The organism is Desulfitobacterium hafniense DCB-2, assembly GCF_000021925.1.
Lineage (GTDB): Bacteria > Bacillota > Desulfitobacteriia > Desulfitobacteriales > Desulfitobacteriaceae > Desulfitobacterium > Desulfitobacterium hafniense.
Genome location: NC_011830.1, coordinates 1,074,399 through 1,091,917, shown reverse-complemented (window position 1 = coordinate 1,091,917; position 17,519 = coordinate 1,074,399). Strand labels below are relative to the sequence as shown.

The 17,519-nt window shown below is 46.7% G+C and carries 16 protein-coding genes; 5 read left to right on the top strand and 11 right to left on the bottom strand.

What is annotated here, in order from left to right; all coding sequences use genetic code 11:
- Positions 1 to 64: 64 nt before the first annotated feature.
- Positions 65 to 388, bottom strand: coding sequence for a hypothetical protein (locus tag DHAF_RS05035; RefSeq protein WP_005807746.1), 324 nt, complete (start codon positions 386 to 388; stop codon positions 65 to 67).
- A 389-nt stretch (positions 389 to 777) separates the two neighbouring features.
- Here DHAF_RS05035 and ilvA point away from each other — a divergent pair, with 389 nt between their 5' ends.
- The gene (gene ilvA, locus DHAF_RS05030) at positions 778 to 2,025 is read left to right on the top strand and encodes a threonine ammonia-lyase IlvA (protein ID WP_005807750.1); all 1,248 of its coding nucleotides are present in this window, start codon (positions 778 to 780) and stop codon (positions 2,023 to 2,025) included.
- Between the two features lie 176 nt (positions 2,026 to 2,201).
- Here ilvA and DHAF_RS05025 read toward each other — a convergent pair whose 3' ends face one another.
- The 4 genes from DHAF_RS05025 to DHAF_RS05010 all read right to left on the bottom strand — a co-directional run bounded on the left by DHAF_RS05025 (position 2,202) and on the right by DHAF_RS05010 (position 6,022).
- Positions 2,202 to 2,789 (bottom strand): Uma2 family endonuclease, encoded by a 588-nt coding sequence (locus DHAF_RS05025; RefSeq protein ID WP_005807752.1) that lies wholly within the window; start codon positions 2,787 to 2,789, stop codon positions 2,202 to 2,204.
- A 28-nt stretch (positions 2,790 to 2,817) separates the two neighbouring features.
- Positions 2,818 to 3,585, bottom strand: coding sequence for a SurA N-terminal domain-containing protein (locus DHAF_RS05020; protein ID WP_015943141.1), 768 nt, complete (start codon positions 3,583 to 3,585; stop codon positions 2,818 to 2,820).
- A 173-nt stretch (positions 3,586 to 3,758) separates the two neighbouring features.
- A complete protein-coding gene (locus tag DHAF_RS05015) occupies positions 3,759 to 4,541 on the bottom strand; it encodes an energy-coupling factor transporter transmembrane component T family protein (RefSeq protein ID WP_005807755.1) in 783 nt (260 codons plus the stop codon).
- Entirely contained in the window at positions 4,535 to 6,022 is a 1,488-nt protein-coding gene (locus tag DHAF_RS05010) for an ABC transporter ATP-binding protein (protein ID WP_015943140.1), read from the bottom strand. Before DHAF_RS05010 ends, DHAF_RS05015 begins: the two co-directional genes overlap by 7 nt.
- A gap of 172 nt (positions 6,023 to 6,194) precedes the next feature.
- Here DHAF_RS05010 and DHAF_RS05005 point away from each other — a divergent pair, with 172 nt between their 5' ends.
- From DHAF_RS05005 to DHAF_RS04995, 3 genes are all read left to right on the top strand, one after another.
- Positions 6,195 to 6,743: a biotin transporter BioY gene (locus tag DHAF_RS05005; protein ID WP_005807757.1), complete on the top strand. Its 549-nt coding sequence runs from the start codon at positions 6,195 to 6,197 to the stop codon at positions 6,741 to 6,743.
- 211 nt (positions 6,744 to 6,954) lie between these two features.
- Positions 6,955 to 7,290 (top strand): hypothetical protein, encoded by a 336-nt coding sequence (locus tag DHAF_RS05000; RefSeq protein ID WP_005807761.1) that lies wholly within the window; start codon positions 6,955 to 6,957, stop codon positions 7,288 to 7,290.
- Positions 7,291 to 7,562: 272 nt separating this feature from the next.
- Complete coding sequence (locus tag DHAF_RS04995) at positions 7,563 to 8,927, top strand: monomeric [FeFe] hydrogenase (protein ID WP_015943139.1); 1,365 nt, start codon at positions 7,563 to 7,565, stop codon at positions 8,925 to 8,927.
- 79 nt (positions 8,928 to 9,006) lie between these two features.
- Here the strand turns inward: DHAF_RS04995 and DHAF_RS04990 are convergent, their stop codons facing one another.
- Both DHAF_RS04990 and glnA read right to left on the bottom strand, forming a co-directional pair.
- Positions 9,007 to 9,579: an ANTAR domain-containing response regulator gene (locus DHAF_RS04990; protein WP_005807769.1), complete on the bottom strand. Its 573-nt coding sequence runs from the start codon at positions 9,577 to 9,579 to the stop codon at positions 9,007 to 9,009.
- A gap of 32 nt (positions 9,580 to 9,611) precedes the next feature.
- Positions 9,612 to 10,940, bottom strand: coding sequence for a type I glutamate--ammonia ligase (gene glnA / locus DHAF_RS04985; RefSeq protein ID WP_005807771.1), 1,329 nt, complete (start codon positions 10,938 to 10,940; stop codon positions 9,612 to 9,614).
- Between the two features lie 367 nt (positions 10,941 to 11,307).
- Here glnA and asnB point away from each other — a divergent pair, with 367 nt between their 5' ends.
- Positions 11,308 to 13,161 carry an asparagine synthase (glutamine-hydrolyzing) gene (gene asnB / locus DHAF_RS04975; RefSeq protein WP_005807776.1) on the top strand — a complete coding sequence of 618 codons (1,854 nt, stop codon included), beginning with the start codon at positions 11,308 to 11,310 and terminating at the stop codon, positions 13,159 to 13,161.
- Positions 13,162 to 13,317: 156 nt separating this feature from the next.
- Here the strand turns inward: asnB and DHAF_RS04970 are convergent, their stop codons facing one another.
- The 4 genes from DHAF_RS04970 to DHAF_RS04950 form a co-directional block, all read right to left on the bottom strand.
- Complete coding sequence (locus tag DHAF_RS04970) at positions 13,318 to 14,919, bottom strand: hypothetical protein (RefSeq protein ID WP_005807777.1); 1,602 nt, start codon at positions 14,917 to 14,919, stop codon at positions 13,318 to 13,320.
- 204 nt (positions 14,920 to 15,123) lie between these two features.
- Positions 15,124 to 15,690: a hypothetical protein gene (locus tag DHAF_RS04965; protein ID WP_011461759.1), complete on the bottom strand. Its 567-nt coding sequence runs from the start codon at positions 15,688 to 15,690 to the stop codon at positions 15,124 to 15,126.
- A 10-nt stretch (positions 15,691 to 15,700) separates the two neighbouring features.
- A complete protein-coding gene (locus DHAF_RS04960; protein WP_005807782.1) occupies positions 15,701 to 16,222 on the bottom strand; it encodes an NUDIX hydrolase in 522 nt (173 codons plus the stop codon).
- A 738-nt stretch (positions 16,223 to 16,960) separates the two neighbouring features.
- Positions 16,961 to 17,482: a hypothetical protein gene (locus DHAF_RS04950; RefSeq protein WP_015943137.1), complete on the bottom strand. Its 522-nt coding sequence runs from the start codon at positions 17,480 to 17,482 to the stop codon at positions 16,961 to 16,963.
- Between the last annotated feature and the right edge of the window lie 37 nt (positions 17,483 to 17,519).

The following is a 17,519-nucleotide window of genomic DNA, read 5'->3' as shown; positions in this document are numbered from 1 at the left end:
AAATGGGTCTGAGGGCTGACTGAAAATTAGCTGAAAACCTTGGCCTAACTTTTATCTTAAGCAACTATTCTTTCGGGAAAGAGTTCCGCGAATCCGTAACTTCCTCAACCGGCATATCAATAACCTCTCCATTGGTGAAACCCCGCGGAGAATGCTGGTCTCCGGGTTGCCCCGGACCTTTATAATTGGTGTAAACTTTAAAATGCACACGCTGACTTTGCCCGGCCTTGCCATAACCTATGCCTTTCTTCTGTGCAAAATAGAGATAAACACGATAAAGGGCGTAGACTACAGCACCAATAAGCACGGCCCAGATAGAAAAAACGACAACAGCCAGAATGAAAAAAATGATCGCCAGGGACCATACAATTCGATATAACCAAGGCATACCAAACCCTCCTCTTTAGTCGTTTTGAATCACTTGTTTTAAAACATTTTACTATTTTTACCATTAGGACTTCATGCTGAAACGCACAGTCCAGAATTCCCAATGACAAGTCCGATACTATCCTAAATAAATTGTAGCATATTTCCGCTATGCTTTGTAGTTTGGACCTGATTTTAAGTCAGGATAAGGTTGACTCAGGGCAAAAGCAAGAGTAATATTAATAAAATAATCTATTATATAACATCTTATGTAAACCATTTCTCTCATAAGATACTATCATCTCCAGATATCACCCGAAGATATCCTCTGAATGATAATAGCTTTATTCTATAATTTATCGGTGGTGTGCGATGATACTGCGGGAATGTGGAAAGGGGTAAATTTTTAATATGGGAAAAGTCGTCCTAGAGGATATTCTCAGAGCCGGTCAAACCTTAAAAGGGGTTATCAATAAGACACCTTTGCACCGTCATGACCTTCTTTCGGAGAAATACCAATGCAATATTTTCTTAAAACGGGAAGATCTCCAGGTGGTTCGTTCCTTTAAGCTGCGCGGAGCTTATAATATGGTTCATAGTATTCCCTCAGAACGGCTCAGCAGTGGTGTCGTTTGTGCCAGTGCAGGTAATCATGCCCAGGGTGTTGCTTATTCCTGCAAAGCCCTGGGTATTAAAGGAAGCATCTATGTACCCTCGACGACACCAAAGCAAAAAATCTCTTCCATCAAGCGGTTTGGCGGAGACTTTGTGGAAGTGATACAGATCGGCGATACCTTTGACGATGCCTTCAATAGAGCGAAAGCTCATTGTGAGGAAGCCAATAAGACCTTTGTCCATCCTTTTGATGATCCTTTAGTCATCGCCGGTCAGGGAACCATTGCCATGGAGATTCTTAATGATATGGAAGCTCCCGTTGACTATATTCTGGGTGGTATCGGCGGTGGCGGCCTCATGTCCGGTGTGGGGATTGCCATGAAAAGCTTAAGCCCCCAAACCCAGGTCATCGGCGTGGAAGCCACCGGTGCCGCTTCCATGAAGGAAGCTTTCAGTCAAGGTGAAATAGTCACCTTGCCCCACATCGACGGATTCGTGGATGGTACCGCAGTAAAACGAGTCGGAGATCTCACCTTTGCCATCTGCCGGGAGGTTCTCGACGATGTCATCGCGGTCACTGAAGGAAAGGTCTGCACCACCATCTTGGAAATGTATAATGACAGTGCTATCGTGGTTGAACCGGCGGGCGCACTTTCCATCGCGGCTCTGGAAACCTATAAGGATAAGATCAAAGGCAAAAATGTCGTCTGCATCATCAGCGGCGGCAATAACGATATTGAAAGAACCCCTGAAATCAAGGAACGTTCCTTATTCGATCAGGGCCTTAAACATTATTTCATCGTCAACTTCCCTCAGCGCCCCGGCGCCTTGAAGGAATTTGTAGGGGAAGTCTTAGGTCCCAACGACGATATTGCCCGTTTCGAGTACACCAAATCCAACAACAAAGAAAAAGGCCCGACACTGATTGGTATCGAGCTCTCCCGTAAAGAAGATTACCAGCCCTTGATTGAAAGAATGGATAAGAAGGGCTTCCAATATACGCGCATTAACGATAATCCCGAGCTGTTCGGATTGCTCATCTAGTTTTTTGTGACTGCGTTGTCGTCAATGAAACAAAGCATCTTTAGCCCAAAAGGACTGTCCTGACCAGACAGTCCTTTTTCACTGAAAGAAGTTTAGTTCAATCAGGTATGGATATAATACATTGCTTCCGTCATCAGACCGCCGGCCTGTAATGATATTATCTACCTGTGTCCACGCTATCCGCGGAAGATCTCAGCAAGAGAAATCAGCAAATCCGGGAACAGCCCCACAGGAATTTGATCGGAAGCTCTATAAAATTGGGGAGCAGCATAGGCCCCTTCTTCCAGTTGAAAGGCGAGGACTGTCTGATCTGCAGGATGAACCACCCAGTATTCGGGAACTCCCGCCTTTTCATAGAGGCGCAGCTTTAAATGCAAATCCCTATGCATGGTGTCTTCCGCCAATATCTCGATGATAAGATCTGGGGCCCCTTTGCACCCTCCCTTATCCACTTTCGATAGATCACAGACCACTGTAAGATCCGGTTGGACGACGGTGGCAATATCCTCATCTTTTTGATCCGTATCTGCAGGCAGCCGAACATCAAAGGGAAAAAGAAATACTTTCCCCGGTTTTTCCCTCAGATAAAGAGCAAAAGCCATATACAGCTCACCCAATACCTCCAGATAGTGGCTGGGAGGGGCCGGGCTTCTGCCATAGGGTACTCCGTTGAAGATTTCACCAGGCTGAGTCTTGGCCCAGGTCAGATAGTCTTTATAGGTATAACGCAGGTTATTTTCATCGGGTTGTTGATCTGTAGACATAGTGCACTCTCCCTGATTGACAAGGCCATCATGGTTTTGCTTTAAGATTCAGCCGGCCATGACTCCATGATTCTCCGTAATGCTGGATTTGATACTCCGGTTTAAGGATTTTAACCTTAGCTTTGCTCAAAAGATATTCCCCATAATCTTCCCAGGCATTTCCCCGCTCTATCTGAGCAGAATCAACGCCGGGAAGCTTATCGGCCATAACTTTATCGAACTCATAATTCATCGTATTGATGGCCATAGCTTGGGCCGTTCTATCCATGCGTTTGCTTAAATAGTCCTCTTCAGAAGTAAAGCCATACTGATGATAAATTGAGGCGGTTTTTTCGACATACTCATTGTATTCTCTTAGGGCCTCCTCGTCCTGGGACATGGCCTCCAAGTTTATCCTTTTGCTTTCTTCCAGGATCTGTTTAACTCTATCGATGGATGCCTCATGCCCTTGTTTGACGGCTTCCTGATAAAGAACTTCCTCCACAAGCAGACTGTTCAGGGCATCATTCGCAGTCGGTATCTTAGCGGAGGATCGTTCAATACCCTCAAAGAACCTTTTCTGACCTGATGTCATATTTCCCTCATCAACTCCAAAGGCTTGGAGCATGGCATCTCTTTGCGACATACTGTTTTCTCCATTAAGCAACCGCAAAGCTTCAGTTAAATCAATGTGCAGTTTCCCTTCATTAATCGCTTCATCGATCTCTTCTTGTGTAATCGTTTCGCCATTGATAACAGCAACCACATTTTCGGGGTAGTTTTGACTGGCGCAACCGCTTAAAATCAAAGCAGCCATTAGAAAAGACCCCTGCCCGAATTAATTTCATTCTCTCTGCTCCTCACTGCTCAATTGGGCTGACCAGCCCTTAATTAATCCGCTTCCTTCTCGGAAAAAATCTACTTAACTCCCATATACTATCATAACGGAAAATAGCGGGGGTTACCAGTGGGCACTTGAACTCTAACCCCTTACCATATTTTTAACCCAAGTTCAATAACTAAAGTCCCAATACTCCATAGGATTAGGACCACGGCTCCCCAGCTATCCTTGCTCTCCCATTCCTTGGTTCCCAGGACCCGGTAACCACCGGAAACATAGCCCCGGGCCACGAGATTTTCCGCCAATTCCTCGGCCCGGCGCAAAGCAATGCGCAGCAAGGGGAGTAAAAGGGCCGCTAGATCCTTGATCTTTCCGATCCATTGCCCAGGCAAATTCCCCTTAGCCAGACGGGCTTTATAAAGCAAAGCAGCCTCCTCCAGCAACAAAGGGATAAAGCGCAAAGTCAACGTGATTAAGAGGGCAAAATCAGCCGCCTTAGGAGTTATACGGTAAAAAGGCGCCAGAAAGAAAGCGATTCCTATCCCTTGCTCTGAGGGCAAGGTAAAGGCAGAAAACATTCGGGTCAAGAGGAAAACCAGCAGGATCCGCCAGCTCATCATCAGTCCCTGAAGCACTCCCGCCATAGACCAGTACCCTTTCCAAAAGAACCACCCCTCTTGCCAATGCCAGCCCATAATTAAAGTATAGAAAAGCCCTAATACAACTCCCGCCTTGATGACGGATTGAAAGGCCTTAATGGGCAAAGGGCTGTAGCCAAGCATGATAAAAAGCCCCCCGGTCAGGCAGAGCAACCCTCCCCAGTTCACTGTAGTCATTAACAACCCCAGAATAACAAGACTCCCGATTTTCAGTCGCGGATCGAGCTTATGCAATATGCTTTCACCAGGGTGATACAGTCCTCTTTCTAACAATGGACCCCTGCCTCCTTAAGCTGCTGATCATCGATTTCCATAGCGCCGTCTTTGCTCCGTTGCTTGAAGGTAATCCGCCCTTTTTCCACCAGCCACACTTCATCCGCCAGTTCACGAACCTCCGACCAGTCATGGGTGATGTACAGGATGGTCATTCTGCCTTTCAACTCCTGCAAAAGTTCCAGCATCATGCTCCTACCCGCCAGGTCCAAGCCCAACAAGGGTTCATCCAGCAAGAGAATTTCCGGTAAAGATTCCAATGCTGCAGCTAAGGCCACCCGCTGCCGCTCCCCTCCGCTTAAATATTCCGGGTAGGCTAAGGCTTTTTCCGGAGGTATTCCGAAGACTTGCAGATATTCTATGTTGCGCTGAGCGCCGGCTTTCCTCTCCTTTTTATTCTGAAGATAAAACACTTCATCATAAACCGTACCGCCAATGATATATTCTCCAGGCTCTTGCAGGAGGAGGCGGGCTTTCTGCCACTGTTTAGTTTGGCGGGTCACTTCTTGACCAAAGGCCAAAAACTTCCCCCGGGAAGGATGAATGAGCCCGACGGCACTTTCCAGCAGAGTGGATTTTCCTGCTCCGGAAGGACCTAAGACAGCCAAAAAACATCCTTCTTTGATTTTTTCTGTAAGTTGCAGCCGTTGACCATACTCTGCTTCCCGCCACTCTAAAGTATCTTTTCTTCCATCTCCATGGAGAAAGGGGCTTTCCGCCTGATACTTCTCCCCCATCTTCTCCCGAACAGAAGAATAGCCCGGAGAATAACTTGGCGAATAAGGAGCACGAATCCCATACTCCTGGCAAAACCTTTCATCCCGGAGTGCCGTTTGCGGCCTTCCCATAGTCGACAGCTTCCCTTCCTTCATGACCCAGAGGCGGTCTGCTTTTTCCGCTAACAGCGGATCGTGTGTAATCCAAAGCTGCCCCATGTGCTTCCCTTTTTCCTCCAAAAGTTCCAGGCAAGCCTCCTGAGCCCGTCTATCCAACATGCTTAAAGCCTCATCCAGCAAAAGAAAAGCCGGATTAAGAGCAAGGATGGCCCCCAGCACCAGGCGCTGCCGCTCTCCCCCGGAAAGGGTGGCGGGGGATTGATGGAGTTTACCTTCAAGACCCATCCGGTAAGCCAGTTCTCTGACCATATCCTGGACCTTCTTCACTTCATATCCCAGATTCAAAAGCCCAAAGCCCAACTCTTCCCCAACCGTTGCTCCGATGGTCTGCCGCCGCGGATGTTGACCGATGATGCCAATCTCCTGCCAGCGCCGGACCCTTGTCCAGGGAATTTCCTGCCCACCCTCAAGCAAGTTAAGCTTCCCTGAAGCAGGTTCATTCAAGCCGGCCAGAAGCCGGGCCAAGGTGGACTTACCTGCTCCATTGGGCCCCATTAAGGCAATAACTTCCCCTTGGCGGAGTGAAAAATCAATCCCCTGAATTATGCCCAAGCTGATGGCTTTCCCCTCCAGTGATTTCATCATAGTTTCATACTCCCTATCTATCTAACCCTATCCAATATTTATCGATAGTGACTCCGCCCTAAGGCAGGGGAATCCAATCTGCGCAAAAAATCTCTTGTCAGTTATCATATCATATTGTAAACTTAAATTCATCAATCAAGTTTACATATCTTTCTGGAAAGGATGGTGCCCCATGAATGCCCAACATTTAGCCAAGACCGCGGCTATGGCTGCTCTTTTATGTTTGGCCGGTATGATCATGCGCTGGGCTTCCCCAGCCTTGGTCCCATTTAGTGTTCTCCCTGTCTTTGTCTTTCTAACCGGCCTTATTCTAGGACCCAAATACGGGAGCTTAGCCGTCATCGTTTATGTATTTCTCGGTTTACTGGGTTTACCTGTCTTTGCCAGCGCTCCTTTTGGCGGCATCGGCTATGTGCTGAAGCCCTCCTTCGGTTACCTGCTGGGGGATATCGCCGCCGCTTATACGGTGGGGAAACTCTATAACCGGCAAAGTCTGCTATCCGCTCTACTGGCCGTTCTGGGCGGCATTATCGTCTTATATCTGATCGGCTTAGCCTATTTTTATCTGGTCATGCATTTTATCCTCCATCAATCCACCACTATGGCTCTGGTCATCTCCATGGGCTTTCTTCCCTTCATCGCCGGCGATTTGATCAAAGGCGGAATAGCCGCCTGGGTGGGTAACCAGCTTATCAAGCGTCAGCGCTCAAGCAGCCTCTAGTCTGTCCGGTATGAACAAAGTACACTGAACCGGTTTGCCTAGTCCCGTCACTGTGAATACATCACAATAGGAAAAACTTATCCCTATGAGAATTATATTTTATATAGCTAACCCCTGCTTTAAAGCCGATTTGAAGCAGGGGGCGGATGAATCTCCGATATAAATGCTGTATAATGAATAACAGTGACGATGATCAGAGGAGGAGTACTTAATGTCAAAAAGTCTGGGCGATCTTAAAAATAACCTTGTGGTAAAATACACTATTGGTCTGATGATGAAGGGCCAAGGAACCGACATGCTGCGCACCGAATTAGATTGTGATGTATGCGGGGAAACCTGCCTGGCCTGGGAAGTCCACCAAATCCCTTATTATCCTGAGGGTAAGCTTGCGGATAATTATGAACCGGGATATACCATGATGGCCTGCGAAAAATGTATCGAAGCAAAGCAGATTGTTCCCTTGGATACGGACGCTTCTGTTCGTTTTGATGCCTCCAATCTGGCTATTAAAGAAATTCTCGAAACCAGAAAGAACCAACAGCAATAGGTATAAAACCTATTGAACAGTCCCGGAATTTTATCCAGAATGTCAAGGGTTTGGCCCAGATGATCCGACTTTCCCTAAAGGGAGGGGGAGCATTTAGGCCAAACCCTTTTGCTATGAGGGAAATCGGGCTTGCTTGCTCCTGACCATTTTTTGAAAATATTCTATTGATGAAATAAACTTCCAAGTTAAACATTTCACCTCTTCATTGAATTCTTATCCCCCTCTTGCTACACTTCGAGTAAATAACTTAACCGATGAGGAGGAAGTCGTCTATGGCCCAATCGGAAATTATGAAAATTCGCCGCCAAGTCTTAAAATCTGCCCTGGACTGGGTCAGTCATGACCAGAACCGCAAGGATCGCGCCACCTTGGCTCGTCAGATCATTCCCGACGGAACGCCCCGTTACCGTTGCTGTATTCATAAAGAGCGGGCTGTTATCGAGGAGCGTTTAAAAGCTGTTCTTGAACCGGATGAAGGTCCGATAGTGCGTGTTCTTAAGGAAGGCTGCAACGGATGCGAAATGCATCGCTATAGTGTAACCGACCACTGCCAGAATTGTGTTGGTCATTTCTGTTTCACCAACTGTCCTAAAAAAGCAATTCTCTTTATTAACAATAAAGCCTTTATTGACCAGACCCGCTGCGTCGAATGCGGCCTTTGCGCCCGGAATTGCCCCTATCATGCCATCATCGAGTATCGGCGGCCCTGTGAAGACAGCTGCCCGACCAAAGCCATCTCGGTCCGGGAGGATCGGATTGCCAGTATTGCCGAAGCTCACTGTACCAGCTGCGGCAAGTGCATCATCAGCTGCCCTTTCGGAGCCGTGGCCGAATCCTCCCAGCTTATCCATCTTTTTGAGGCAGTCCGTAACCCCGAGCATAAGATCTATGCCGTCATCGCACCGGCCTTTGTAGGACAATTCGGAAGAAAAGTTTCACCAGGACAGGTGAAGTCGGCCCTTCTCAAGCTGGGTTTCCAGGATGTTCTGGAAGCTGCTCTGGGAGCCGATCGGACCATCGAACTGGAAGCCCGGGAATATGATGAACGCCTGGCCCATGGCGAAGAATTCATGACCAGTTCCTGCTGCCCGGCCTATGTCAGTGCCGTTATCAAAGAAAAACCTGATTTATTCCACCACATTTCCAGTACGCTTTCCCCGATGGCCCAGGTGGCTCATATCCTTAAGGAAAAAGATCCTGAAGCAAAGATCGCCTTTATCGGACCCTGTGTGGCCAAAAAAGAAGAAGGCAAACGGCCTGAAACGAAAGTGGATTTTGTGCTTACTTTTGAAGAATTGATGGTCTGGCTTGACTATGCAGGGATCAATCCTGCCGAAGAATCCGAGCAAACCCTGGCCGGACCCAGCTCTTATGCCCGGGGGTTCGCCAAAGCAGGTGGAGTAGCTGCAGCACTCACTGCCTATCTGGGCCAGGATTCTCCCCCCACCTATCAAACTGAAGGAATTCAGAACAGCCTAAAAGCCTTGGAAACCCATGTCAAGAACGGGGACAAGGGTTTTCTGGAATGCATGGCTTGTGAGGGCGGCTGTATCAATGGACCCTGGACCATGATTGCCCGCCCCATCGCTGAGCGGGCTCTTAAAGAATTTGTCCAATCCACTGCTGCTCAGCAGTAAGAAACAGCACTATAGAAGCAAAGCTGCCAGATTACGGTATAAAAGGAGAAACCATCGTTGATGACGCGGGTTTCTCCTTTTAAGCATGCTCGTTAATTATATCTTCAGCTATCTGGAGTTGGGGAAGGCGCAAATCCATCGCTTTTTTCTGGATATAGCGGAAGGCCTCCGGTTCACTCATGTTTAATTTTTCTACCAGCAGCCATTTCGCTTGTTCGATGAGCTTACGCTCATCCATGCGCTTCTTGAGGTTATCCCGCTCACTTCTTAATTGATCCAGGGAGCTTCTTACGGACAAAGCAAAGCGGGCACTTTGAATCAAAGTAAGGCGATTGAGTGGTTTCGGCAGAATCATAGCTCCTGTGGATTCCAGGGCATCCTGCATATGGGACACCTGCTCCGGCCGTGCCATCACAATAATTCCGGCCGAAGTTTTCTCATAGGCATCAAAAACAAAGTCAATCCCTTGTTCATCAGGAAGAGGGGTACTGACGATGATTAAATCCGGCTGAACGATAAAAAACTGCCGCCGCGCCTCATTGGCTGAATGAGCGCAGTTTACCGGATGATACCCTTCTTTGATAAGTGTGCTTTCCATACTGCCCGCTACTTCAGATTTTCCACAGACGATGAGGACATTCCCTGCGCTCATTGCTTATCCCCCCTTTGTGCAGGGCTCCCTGTTCAATAGATTTTGAGATAGCTGTCAATCTCCCATTGATGGACCATCTCGTCATAAGCTTTCCACTCTCTGGCTTTGGCCGCGATATACTTGGTAAAGATATGCCTGCCTAAAGTAGCTTGAATCAAAGGATCCTTTTCCATCTCTTCAAGAGCCAGCAGCAGATTAGAGGGTAAGCGCTCCAGGCTCAGGGCCTTTTCCTGTTCGGGAGTGAGATTATAAATGTTTTCATTAACAGGCTCAGGCACCTTCATTTCCCGTTGGAGCCCATCCAGACCGGCTTCCAGAAGCAGGGCCAAAGTCAGGTAGGGATTGCAGCTGGGGTCCGGGCTGCGCAGTTCAAGGCGGGTTCCTGCTCCCCTGGGGGACGGCACCCGCAGCAGCGGACTGCGGTTCATCGGTGACCAGGCAATATGGACCGGTGCTTCATAACCCGGGGTCAAGCGTTTATAAGAGTTCACCAAGGGATTGGCCACGGCGGTGATCCCCTTGATATGCTCCAGCAATCCGGCAATGAATTGCTTCGCTGTTTCCGAGAGCTCTCCGGGATTTTCCGGGTGAATAAATACATTCCTCCCCTCTTTGGCTAAGGACATATTGATGTGCATCCCCGAACCATTGACGCCGTGGAGAGGCTTAGGCATAAAGGTGGCATGAAGACCATTCCTTTGGGAGACAATTTTCACCACATATTTGAAGGTCATGATATGATCCGCCGCCGTCAAGGCATCGGTATATTTAAAGTCGATTTCATGCTGCCCCGCTGCGGATTCATGGTGGGATGTCTCGATTTCAAACCCCATCTCTTCCAGCACCAAACAAATTTCCCGCCGGGTATTTTCTCCCTGATCGATAGGAGCCAGATCACAATAGCCGGCAGCATCATGAGTTATTGTGGTAGGCTGTCCTTCCTCATCCGTATGGAATAAAAAGAATTCACACTCTGGGCCTACCTGAAATACATAGCCTAAGTCGTGGGCTTTTTGCAGGGTTCGCTTAAGAATATAGCGCGGATCCCCCTCGAATTGAGAGCCATCGTGATTCTTAACATCGCAGATGATCCTGGCTACCTTCCCCTGCTGAGGACGCCAGGGAATAAGGGTAAATGTACTGGGATCAGGAAGAAGAAGCATATCCGAAGCCTCAACTCCCGCAAATCCTTTGATCGCCGAGCCGTCAAACAGCACTCCCTCGTCCAAAGCCTGAGCAAGCTGGTTGTGGGTTATGGCAATATTTTTCATCTGGCCAAAAATATCTGTGAATTGCATACGGATAAAGCGGACATCATTTTCCTGCACATACTTAAGGCACTCTTCTTTGGTAAACCCCATATTAAGCTCTCCTTTCAAAATAAGTAAACTATTCGACCGACAAACAACATCCTGATAGTACAAAAAGGGCGCACTAAGATCCCTATTAGGGTCCTTAGAACGCCTTTGTTCTATACCTAATCCACACTAAATTATCAATTCTTCTCTCCACAAAAACCCTACGCTTCATCATATACTTTGGGAAACTCCTCTGTCAATACAAGGGGTTTATGCATGCTGTATTCATGATCGAATCTTATACCGGAATGAAAATTATTTTCATCATCATCTAAGCACAGTTCCTGCTCCCTCACATATATTAATTCAGAGACAAAGGAGTACTCGGCCAGGTACTCCTTTGTCATTTTTGTTTGCGAGGTGTTTATTGATGTGCTCCATTCTTGGATTAGTAAATTTTAAACGGAAGATTTCTCCCCAGGAGATACAATGCCTTAGCACTATGGGGAAGACTTTAATTCATCGGGGTCCGGACCAAAACGGCCTTGAATACGGAGAACATTTTGCTTTTCAACATAACCGTTTAGCCATTATCGATATTGAAAAAGGCCGGCAGCCCATGACCGCCACCCATCAGGGATACGACTATACCATTGTTTACAACGGCGAACTTTACAACACCGCAGATTTACGGCAAGAGCTCCTTGAGCACGGAGTTAAGTTCAAAACTTACTGTGATACGGAAGTAGTGCTCTATGCCTATATCATCTGGGGAGAACAATGCTCCAGCAAATTAAACGGCATTTACGCCTTTGTAATCTACGATTCTAAAGAAAAAAAGACCTATCTTTCCCGTGACCGCTTCGGCGTCAAACCCTTCTTCTACACTTTTGTAGAGGGCGCTCTTCTTTTCGCTTCGGAGATCAAAGCCCTCCTCAAGCACCCTCAAGTGAAACCCCGTCTGGATTACCAGGGTTTATGGCAGCTCCTCTATATGATGCCTGTCAAAGAGGAAGGCACCGCCATCTTTAAGGATATCTTCGAATTGCCCACCGCCTCCCATGCTTTCTATAGCCTTGCCCCAGGAGCATCTGAAGCAGAGTTGAAGATCGCCAAATACTGGACCATGGAGGCTTATGAGAATCAGGACAGCGAAGCTGCTATCGTCGCCACCACCCGGGATCTGTTGGTGGATGCCATTGAACGTCAGCTGGTCTCCGATGTCCCTCTTTGCACTTTCCTTTCCGGAGGATTGGATTCTTCAATCATCACCGCCGTGGCAGCGCAAAAATATCAAGCCGAAGGACGGCAGCTTGCTACCTATTCCTTTGAACATGAAGGCAATAAAGACCATTTTAAGCAGACTCTTTTCCAACCGCAAAGTGATGACGAGTTTGCCGTTTATCTGGCTCAGCACCTGCACACACAGCATCAGATTCTGACCGCTAAAAAGGAGCATTTGGTGGACTACCTGGATGAAGCCGTAAGGTATAGGGACTATCCCGGCATGGCAGATATCGATTCCTCCCTGCTCTTTTATTGCCGTCAGGTAAAAGAACACCACACGGTGGCTTTATCCGGAGAATGCTCTGATGAAGTCTTCGGGGGCTACCCCTGGTTTTATCGTCCGGAAATGCTCACACGGGGGTTTTTCCCTTGGATCCACGAACCCCATGCCCGGATTAGTCTGTTCAAGCCTGAACTGGTTCGCCCCCAGGAGGGCTTTGCGTACACTTCGGAGATTTACCGCCGGAGCGTCGAGGCCTGCCCCTTGCTTCCAGATGAGTCGGAGACTATGCAGAACTCCCGCATCGCCAGCTGGCTTTCCATTAATTACTTTATGACCTCCTTGCTGGAACGCAAAGATCGCATGAGCATGGCTTCGGGCTTGGAAGTCCGGGTTCCTTTCTCCGATCACCGCTTGGTTCAGTACGTCTATAATGTGCCATGGGAGATTAAATTCAAGGATGGCGTCGAAAAGGCACTGCTTCGGGCCGCCATGCAGGACTATCTGCCTCCTAAAATCCTCTATCGTAAAAAAAGCCCCTTCCCTAAAACCCATGATCCTCATTATGAAGAGCTGGTATTCCATCTTTTCCGGAAGCGGCTGGACTCCGGCAGCGGCATGCTGGCAGAGCTATTGCAAAAGGATGTGCTCAATCGCCTTATAAGTCCTGGAAATAACACCTGGTTTGGCCAGTTGATGGGGCTTCCGCAATTGCTGGCTTGGCTGGTGCAGCTGGACTATTGGTTTGAAGCCTACCAGGTGCAATTGGTAGGCTAAGCCCCCTTATTCCCTTTTCATTGCCAAGGCAAGGCATAAAAAAGAGCATCGCCCTGCTCATGATCGAGCAGGGCGATACTCCTTTTTGGCTTTATCCTCAATCGGGTATGGTCAGGGACAGGAATCTTAAAATCCCCTGTACCTTAATTACTACCTCTATTGCAGCCTCATTATCTCATGCACACCCTTATATTTCTCCACATAGCGGCCTTGGATTTCATCACCAATCTTTAAGAAAGGTAACTTCTCCGAGACCTTGATGCTGGCGACAAAGATGTCGCTCCGGCCGTCGAGAAGAATATAGAAATAGGTGTTGCCATCCATAACCACATTCTGTATATCCGTGATCTTCCCTTGGATGTCGAATTCCTCTTTTGGTTCCTCAGGCGTGGTTTCTGTCACCGTTCCCGATCGGCCGGTAAATGCTCTCAAGGCCTCTTCAAGAGTATTGCCCACGACAACCTTCTGGTAATTCTGAGCATCCACCAGGGCATACATCTTGATCAACCCTGCCGCATCCTTCAGAGACATAAAATAGACCGGATTCCCTTCAATATTGAGGAGAAGAGGAAACGTAGATACATAGCCTTTTTCCTGAACTGCCCCCTGTGCACTGCCCATAGCTGAATACTCTTCGGCCGAGGGAATGCCATAGAAGGTTGTTTCTTTTGTCCGCATATTGATCAGAATAAATCCGATGTTGGACTCATCCCGTACCACGGAAGTGATCCCCGTATACAGATACACATCATCGTGAAGAGCCAGGTAATTATACCCTTCGGTGGTGGCAAGAACACCCTTCTGACCAAAAATTGAGTTGATGAAGCCGTTTTGATAGCGGCCGTTATAATTGACCTGACCCACCACAAGGTCGGCATCATAGACCCGGTCCACCCATTCCGGAACCTCTTCTAATTTAAGCTTCTGATGTTCGCCGGTGGTCGCATTAAGCATGATAGCTTCCTTAATATCCGTTCCTCCGAAAAGTCCGATGGTATTATGCCGCACAGAGACAATCCAATAAGGTACCCCTTGCTCATCGACTTCAAAGCTGAAATCACCAAAAATAGCCATCGGATAATGCATGCGCAAATAACGCCGCACATTTTCAAAAAAGAGTTCACTCTCGGAGTATTTGATGCTCTGTTCCGGAGTAACGAGCTCCACGTTTCCAGTGACCATGTCCACCCTGATATAGCTGGGAAGTCCTTCTTTGGTGTTGCTCAGCCATTTGAAGAAGTCTGCATACTCCAGTGGAGACACACGGACCGGCTTTCCCTGATAATTGATTTGGGTGTAATCGGGTGCCACATTGAATTGGGAGACCAGTTCGACGATCTCACCCATTTTTCGATCCCCAAGTCTCAAGGCCGTATCCCGGTCTACCGTGGGAATTTGATTAATAGGTAGTTCCTCTACATCCTTGGCAAAATCCCCTTCCTGCTTGTCAATGAGATTGGCATAAGCTTTGGCATGGAAGACGGGCAGGGAGTAAAGGAGCATAATCCCCCCTACGATAGTCACAAGCAAGGTAGCCATAACGAGATAGGAACCGATATGCTTGGTGAGGGTGAGCCTCTTTTCAACAAATACTTGATGAAGCAAAAACAGCCCGGCACCTACCCCTAGAACGTAAATCAAAAATACCCAGAAACCGGGCGACTGCAGGTTAATAGGGACGAGTGCAAAATAATAAGAGATTAAAGTGAACGCTATCCAAATTGCAGCGAGGATAAGCTTGCCCTTGGAATTTCTCATAGCCTTTTCCTTTCTTTTTAAAACTCATAAGGTCTTGGTTAAAACAATGATTATCTTAATAGTTTACCATGCTTTATATAAAAACTCCAAATTCCCCCCTTCAGGAGGGGCTATCTCCTAAGTATCGTCCCCAAAGATGAAGGGCGCCTCTTAAGCACATTGTGCTCATAAAGCGTCCTCTAAGCCCCTCCGCTATCACAGATCTTAGATGAGGAACATAATGAGTTGATATTCCGGTATACTTTTGATGTATTCTAAGTTGCTTGAAACCATGCCGGACATTATCAAATCAAAGGTCAGGGAATTATCATTGGCCAATACGACCACACCACTATCTCTCAATGGATTGCCAAACTTCCCTTTTAGAGTCAAAAGATGCTTAAAGGGCCTTCCACTCAAATCCTTCGCACTGGAATCAAATAAATAGTAGTAACCCTCATTGTAGAATAAGTCAGCGAAGAAGGGGCTGTTTCCATACTCTGAATAGAATTTTGCCATGCGCAGGGAAGTATTTTTCCCTTGGGAAGAAGCCGCCAGAAAATCATCCCACAAACCGCCGTTGGCAACTACCTCTGAATCACTCATGACATAGTATCCGGCATTTTGAGCCATTTCCGGTGTATATCTGGATGGTATGCTATTAAATCCGGTGTACTGCCCCCTATTGTCGAAAGCAAATTCCAGGGAAGAGCTTTGCTGTACCACAGTAACACCGCCTGCCAGCAACACTAAGAAGCAAACCAGACAAACGATAATATAATTTTTCATCATTAATCCCCTTTCATCCCGTAAAGCGATATCCGGCTCTGTGTTTCCGAATGTCAAAAAGCTGTTCCATAAACCAATAACCAATGAATTGACCTTCTTCAATAAGCTGCATGATTTCATCCTTACTTGCCCATTTCACACATTGAACTTCTTCATATTGCAAGCATAAGCCATTGATGTCGATATCTCTCTCAACGAGGTAATAGTCATCAAAGCCTCTTTCAAAATTCACGGTGAAAAATGGGCGTTCAGCGGACAAATCAATTTTATAGCCTATTTCTTCAAAGGTTTCTCTTTCGGCGGCTTCCGCACTGGTTTCACCGGCCAAAGCACTTCCCCCGACAGTGATATCCCACATATTAGGCCATCCCTTTTTCCAGGGTTGCCGTTTTTGAATCAACAGTTCGTTTTTTGAGTTGAAGATACAAACATGAATAACCAGATGATAATCGCCTTTAGCAAATTGGCTTCCCCGTTCCATTGTTCTCCCGGTTAAAGTTCTGTTTTTATCGTAGATATCCCATAGTTCTGTCATTATTCTACTTCCTTATGATGAAATTTGGTTTCTCTCTTCCGGAATATTTGATGATGTACTTGCCTCCTGAGTGCATCCGTTTAAGCCCACTATTAGTATGAGAAGTATAAGGATTATCCTTCTTTTCATTCCCTCACCTTTTTCAAGATGGATATGAGGATTTCCCAAAGACATTATAGGAAAGAAAAGTATACTATAAATGAGAGTGCAATGAATAGAATCCCCATGAACATATTCCACAGCAGATCCTCATCCGAGCTCTTGATTAATATAATCGAAAAGAAAACGATTATAAAAAGCAGAACAAAAGCAACAAGTGCAAAGGATATGAATTGATTTATACCCGACAGTAATCCAGGAGCGCTGTCCAACATCGATACCCTGTATCCATTAAGAGCAAGGATCGCCAATATATAGAAATTCATGGTGCTATACCTTCTCTTCTTCCTATAAAGGCTGCTACCCTTCTCGCCACAGCTTCGATAGAATCCTGGATTCAGAAAAGCAGAAAATCTCTCATAGAAAGCTCTATTAACACTTAACAACATAGCCAATACCAAGGAGCCAACTGCCAAAACCAGCATAGTTACGCCCGATTTAAGTATTAGCATGATAATGATAAGTTGCAGCAGTAATGCCAGTATAATAAATGACTTCAGATTTGACTTTAGATTCATCTCATCCTCCACTCTTTAAAGTTTGGCTCGCTCTTCATCCTGCCCATATAATTCCATCAATCTATAATGCTTGGGGGATTGTTGGCAACACGCTACCGTCTTTATCGTAAATTTTTATCGCACCTGAGCCCACAGGTAGAACAATCGCAAAGGGTTTTGTATGATCAATATCAATAATTTCGACAGTGTTGCCATTATCAATTTCAATTTTTGCAACCTGCTGCTTGTTCATTGAAAGATAAGCCTTTTCCTGACGTCCCTCTGCTCTGTATTCAGTAATACCTTCATTTTCCGTATTTGTTGAGCCTCCGCTGCGGAAGAAGTAGCCAAATGATAGCCCTTTTCTATTTTCATAGATTGAGAAGATGTAGTTACTACTGTCTTTATCATAAAAAAGCATGGCAGACATGGCATCCGTTGTTGATTTTGCTACTTGCCAGCTGGAATCAATTTTATGAGAAATTCTTGCATCCTTCTCAATCTTTGCTTTAGGAGTACCAATAGCATTGTTAAAGTATAAACTCAGAAATAAACCGGCTATCATAACTGCAACGATACCCGTATACTTAACTGCTTTTTTCACAAAATCACCTCGCCCAAATGACCATCTATACACCTTA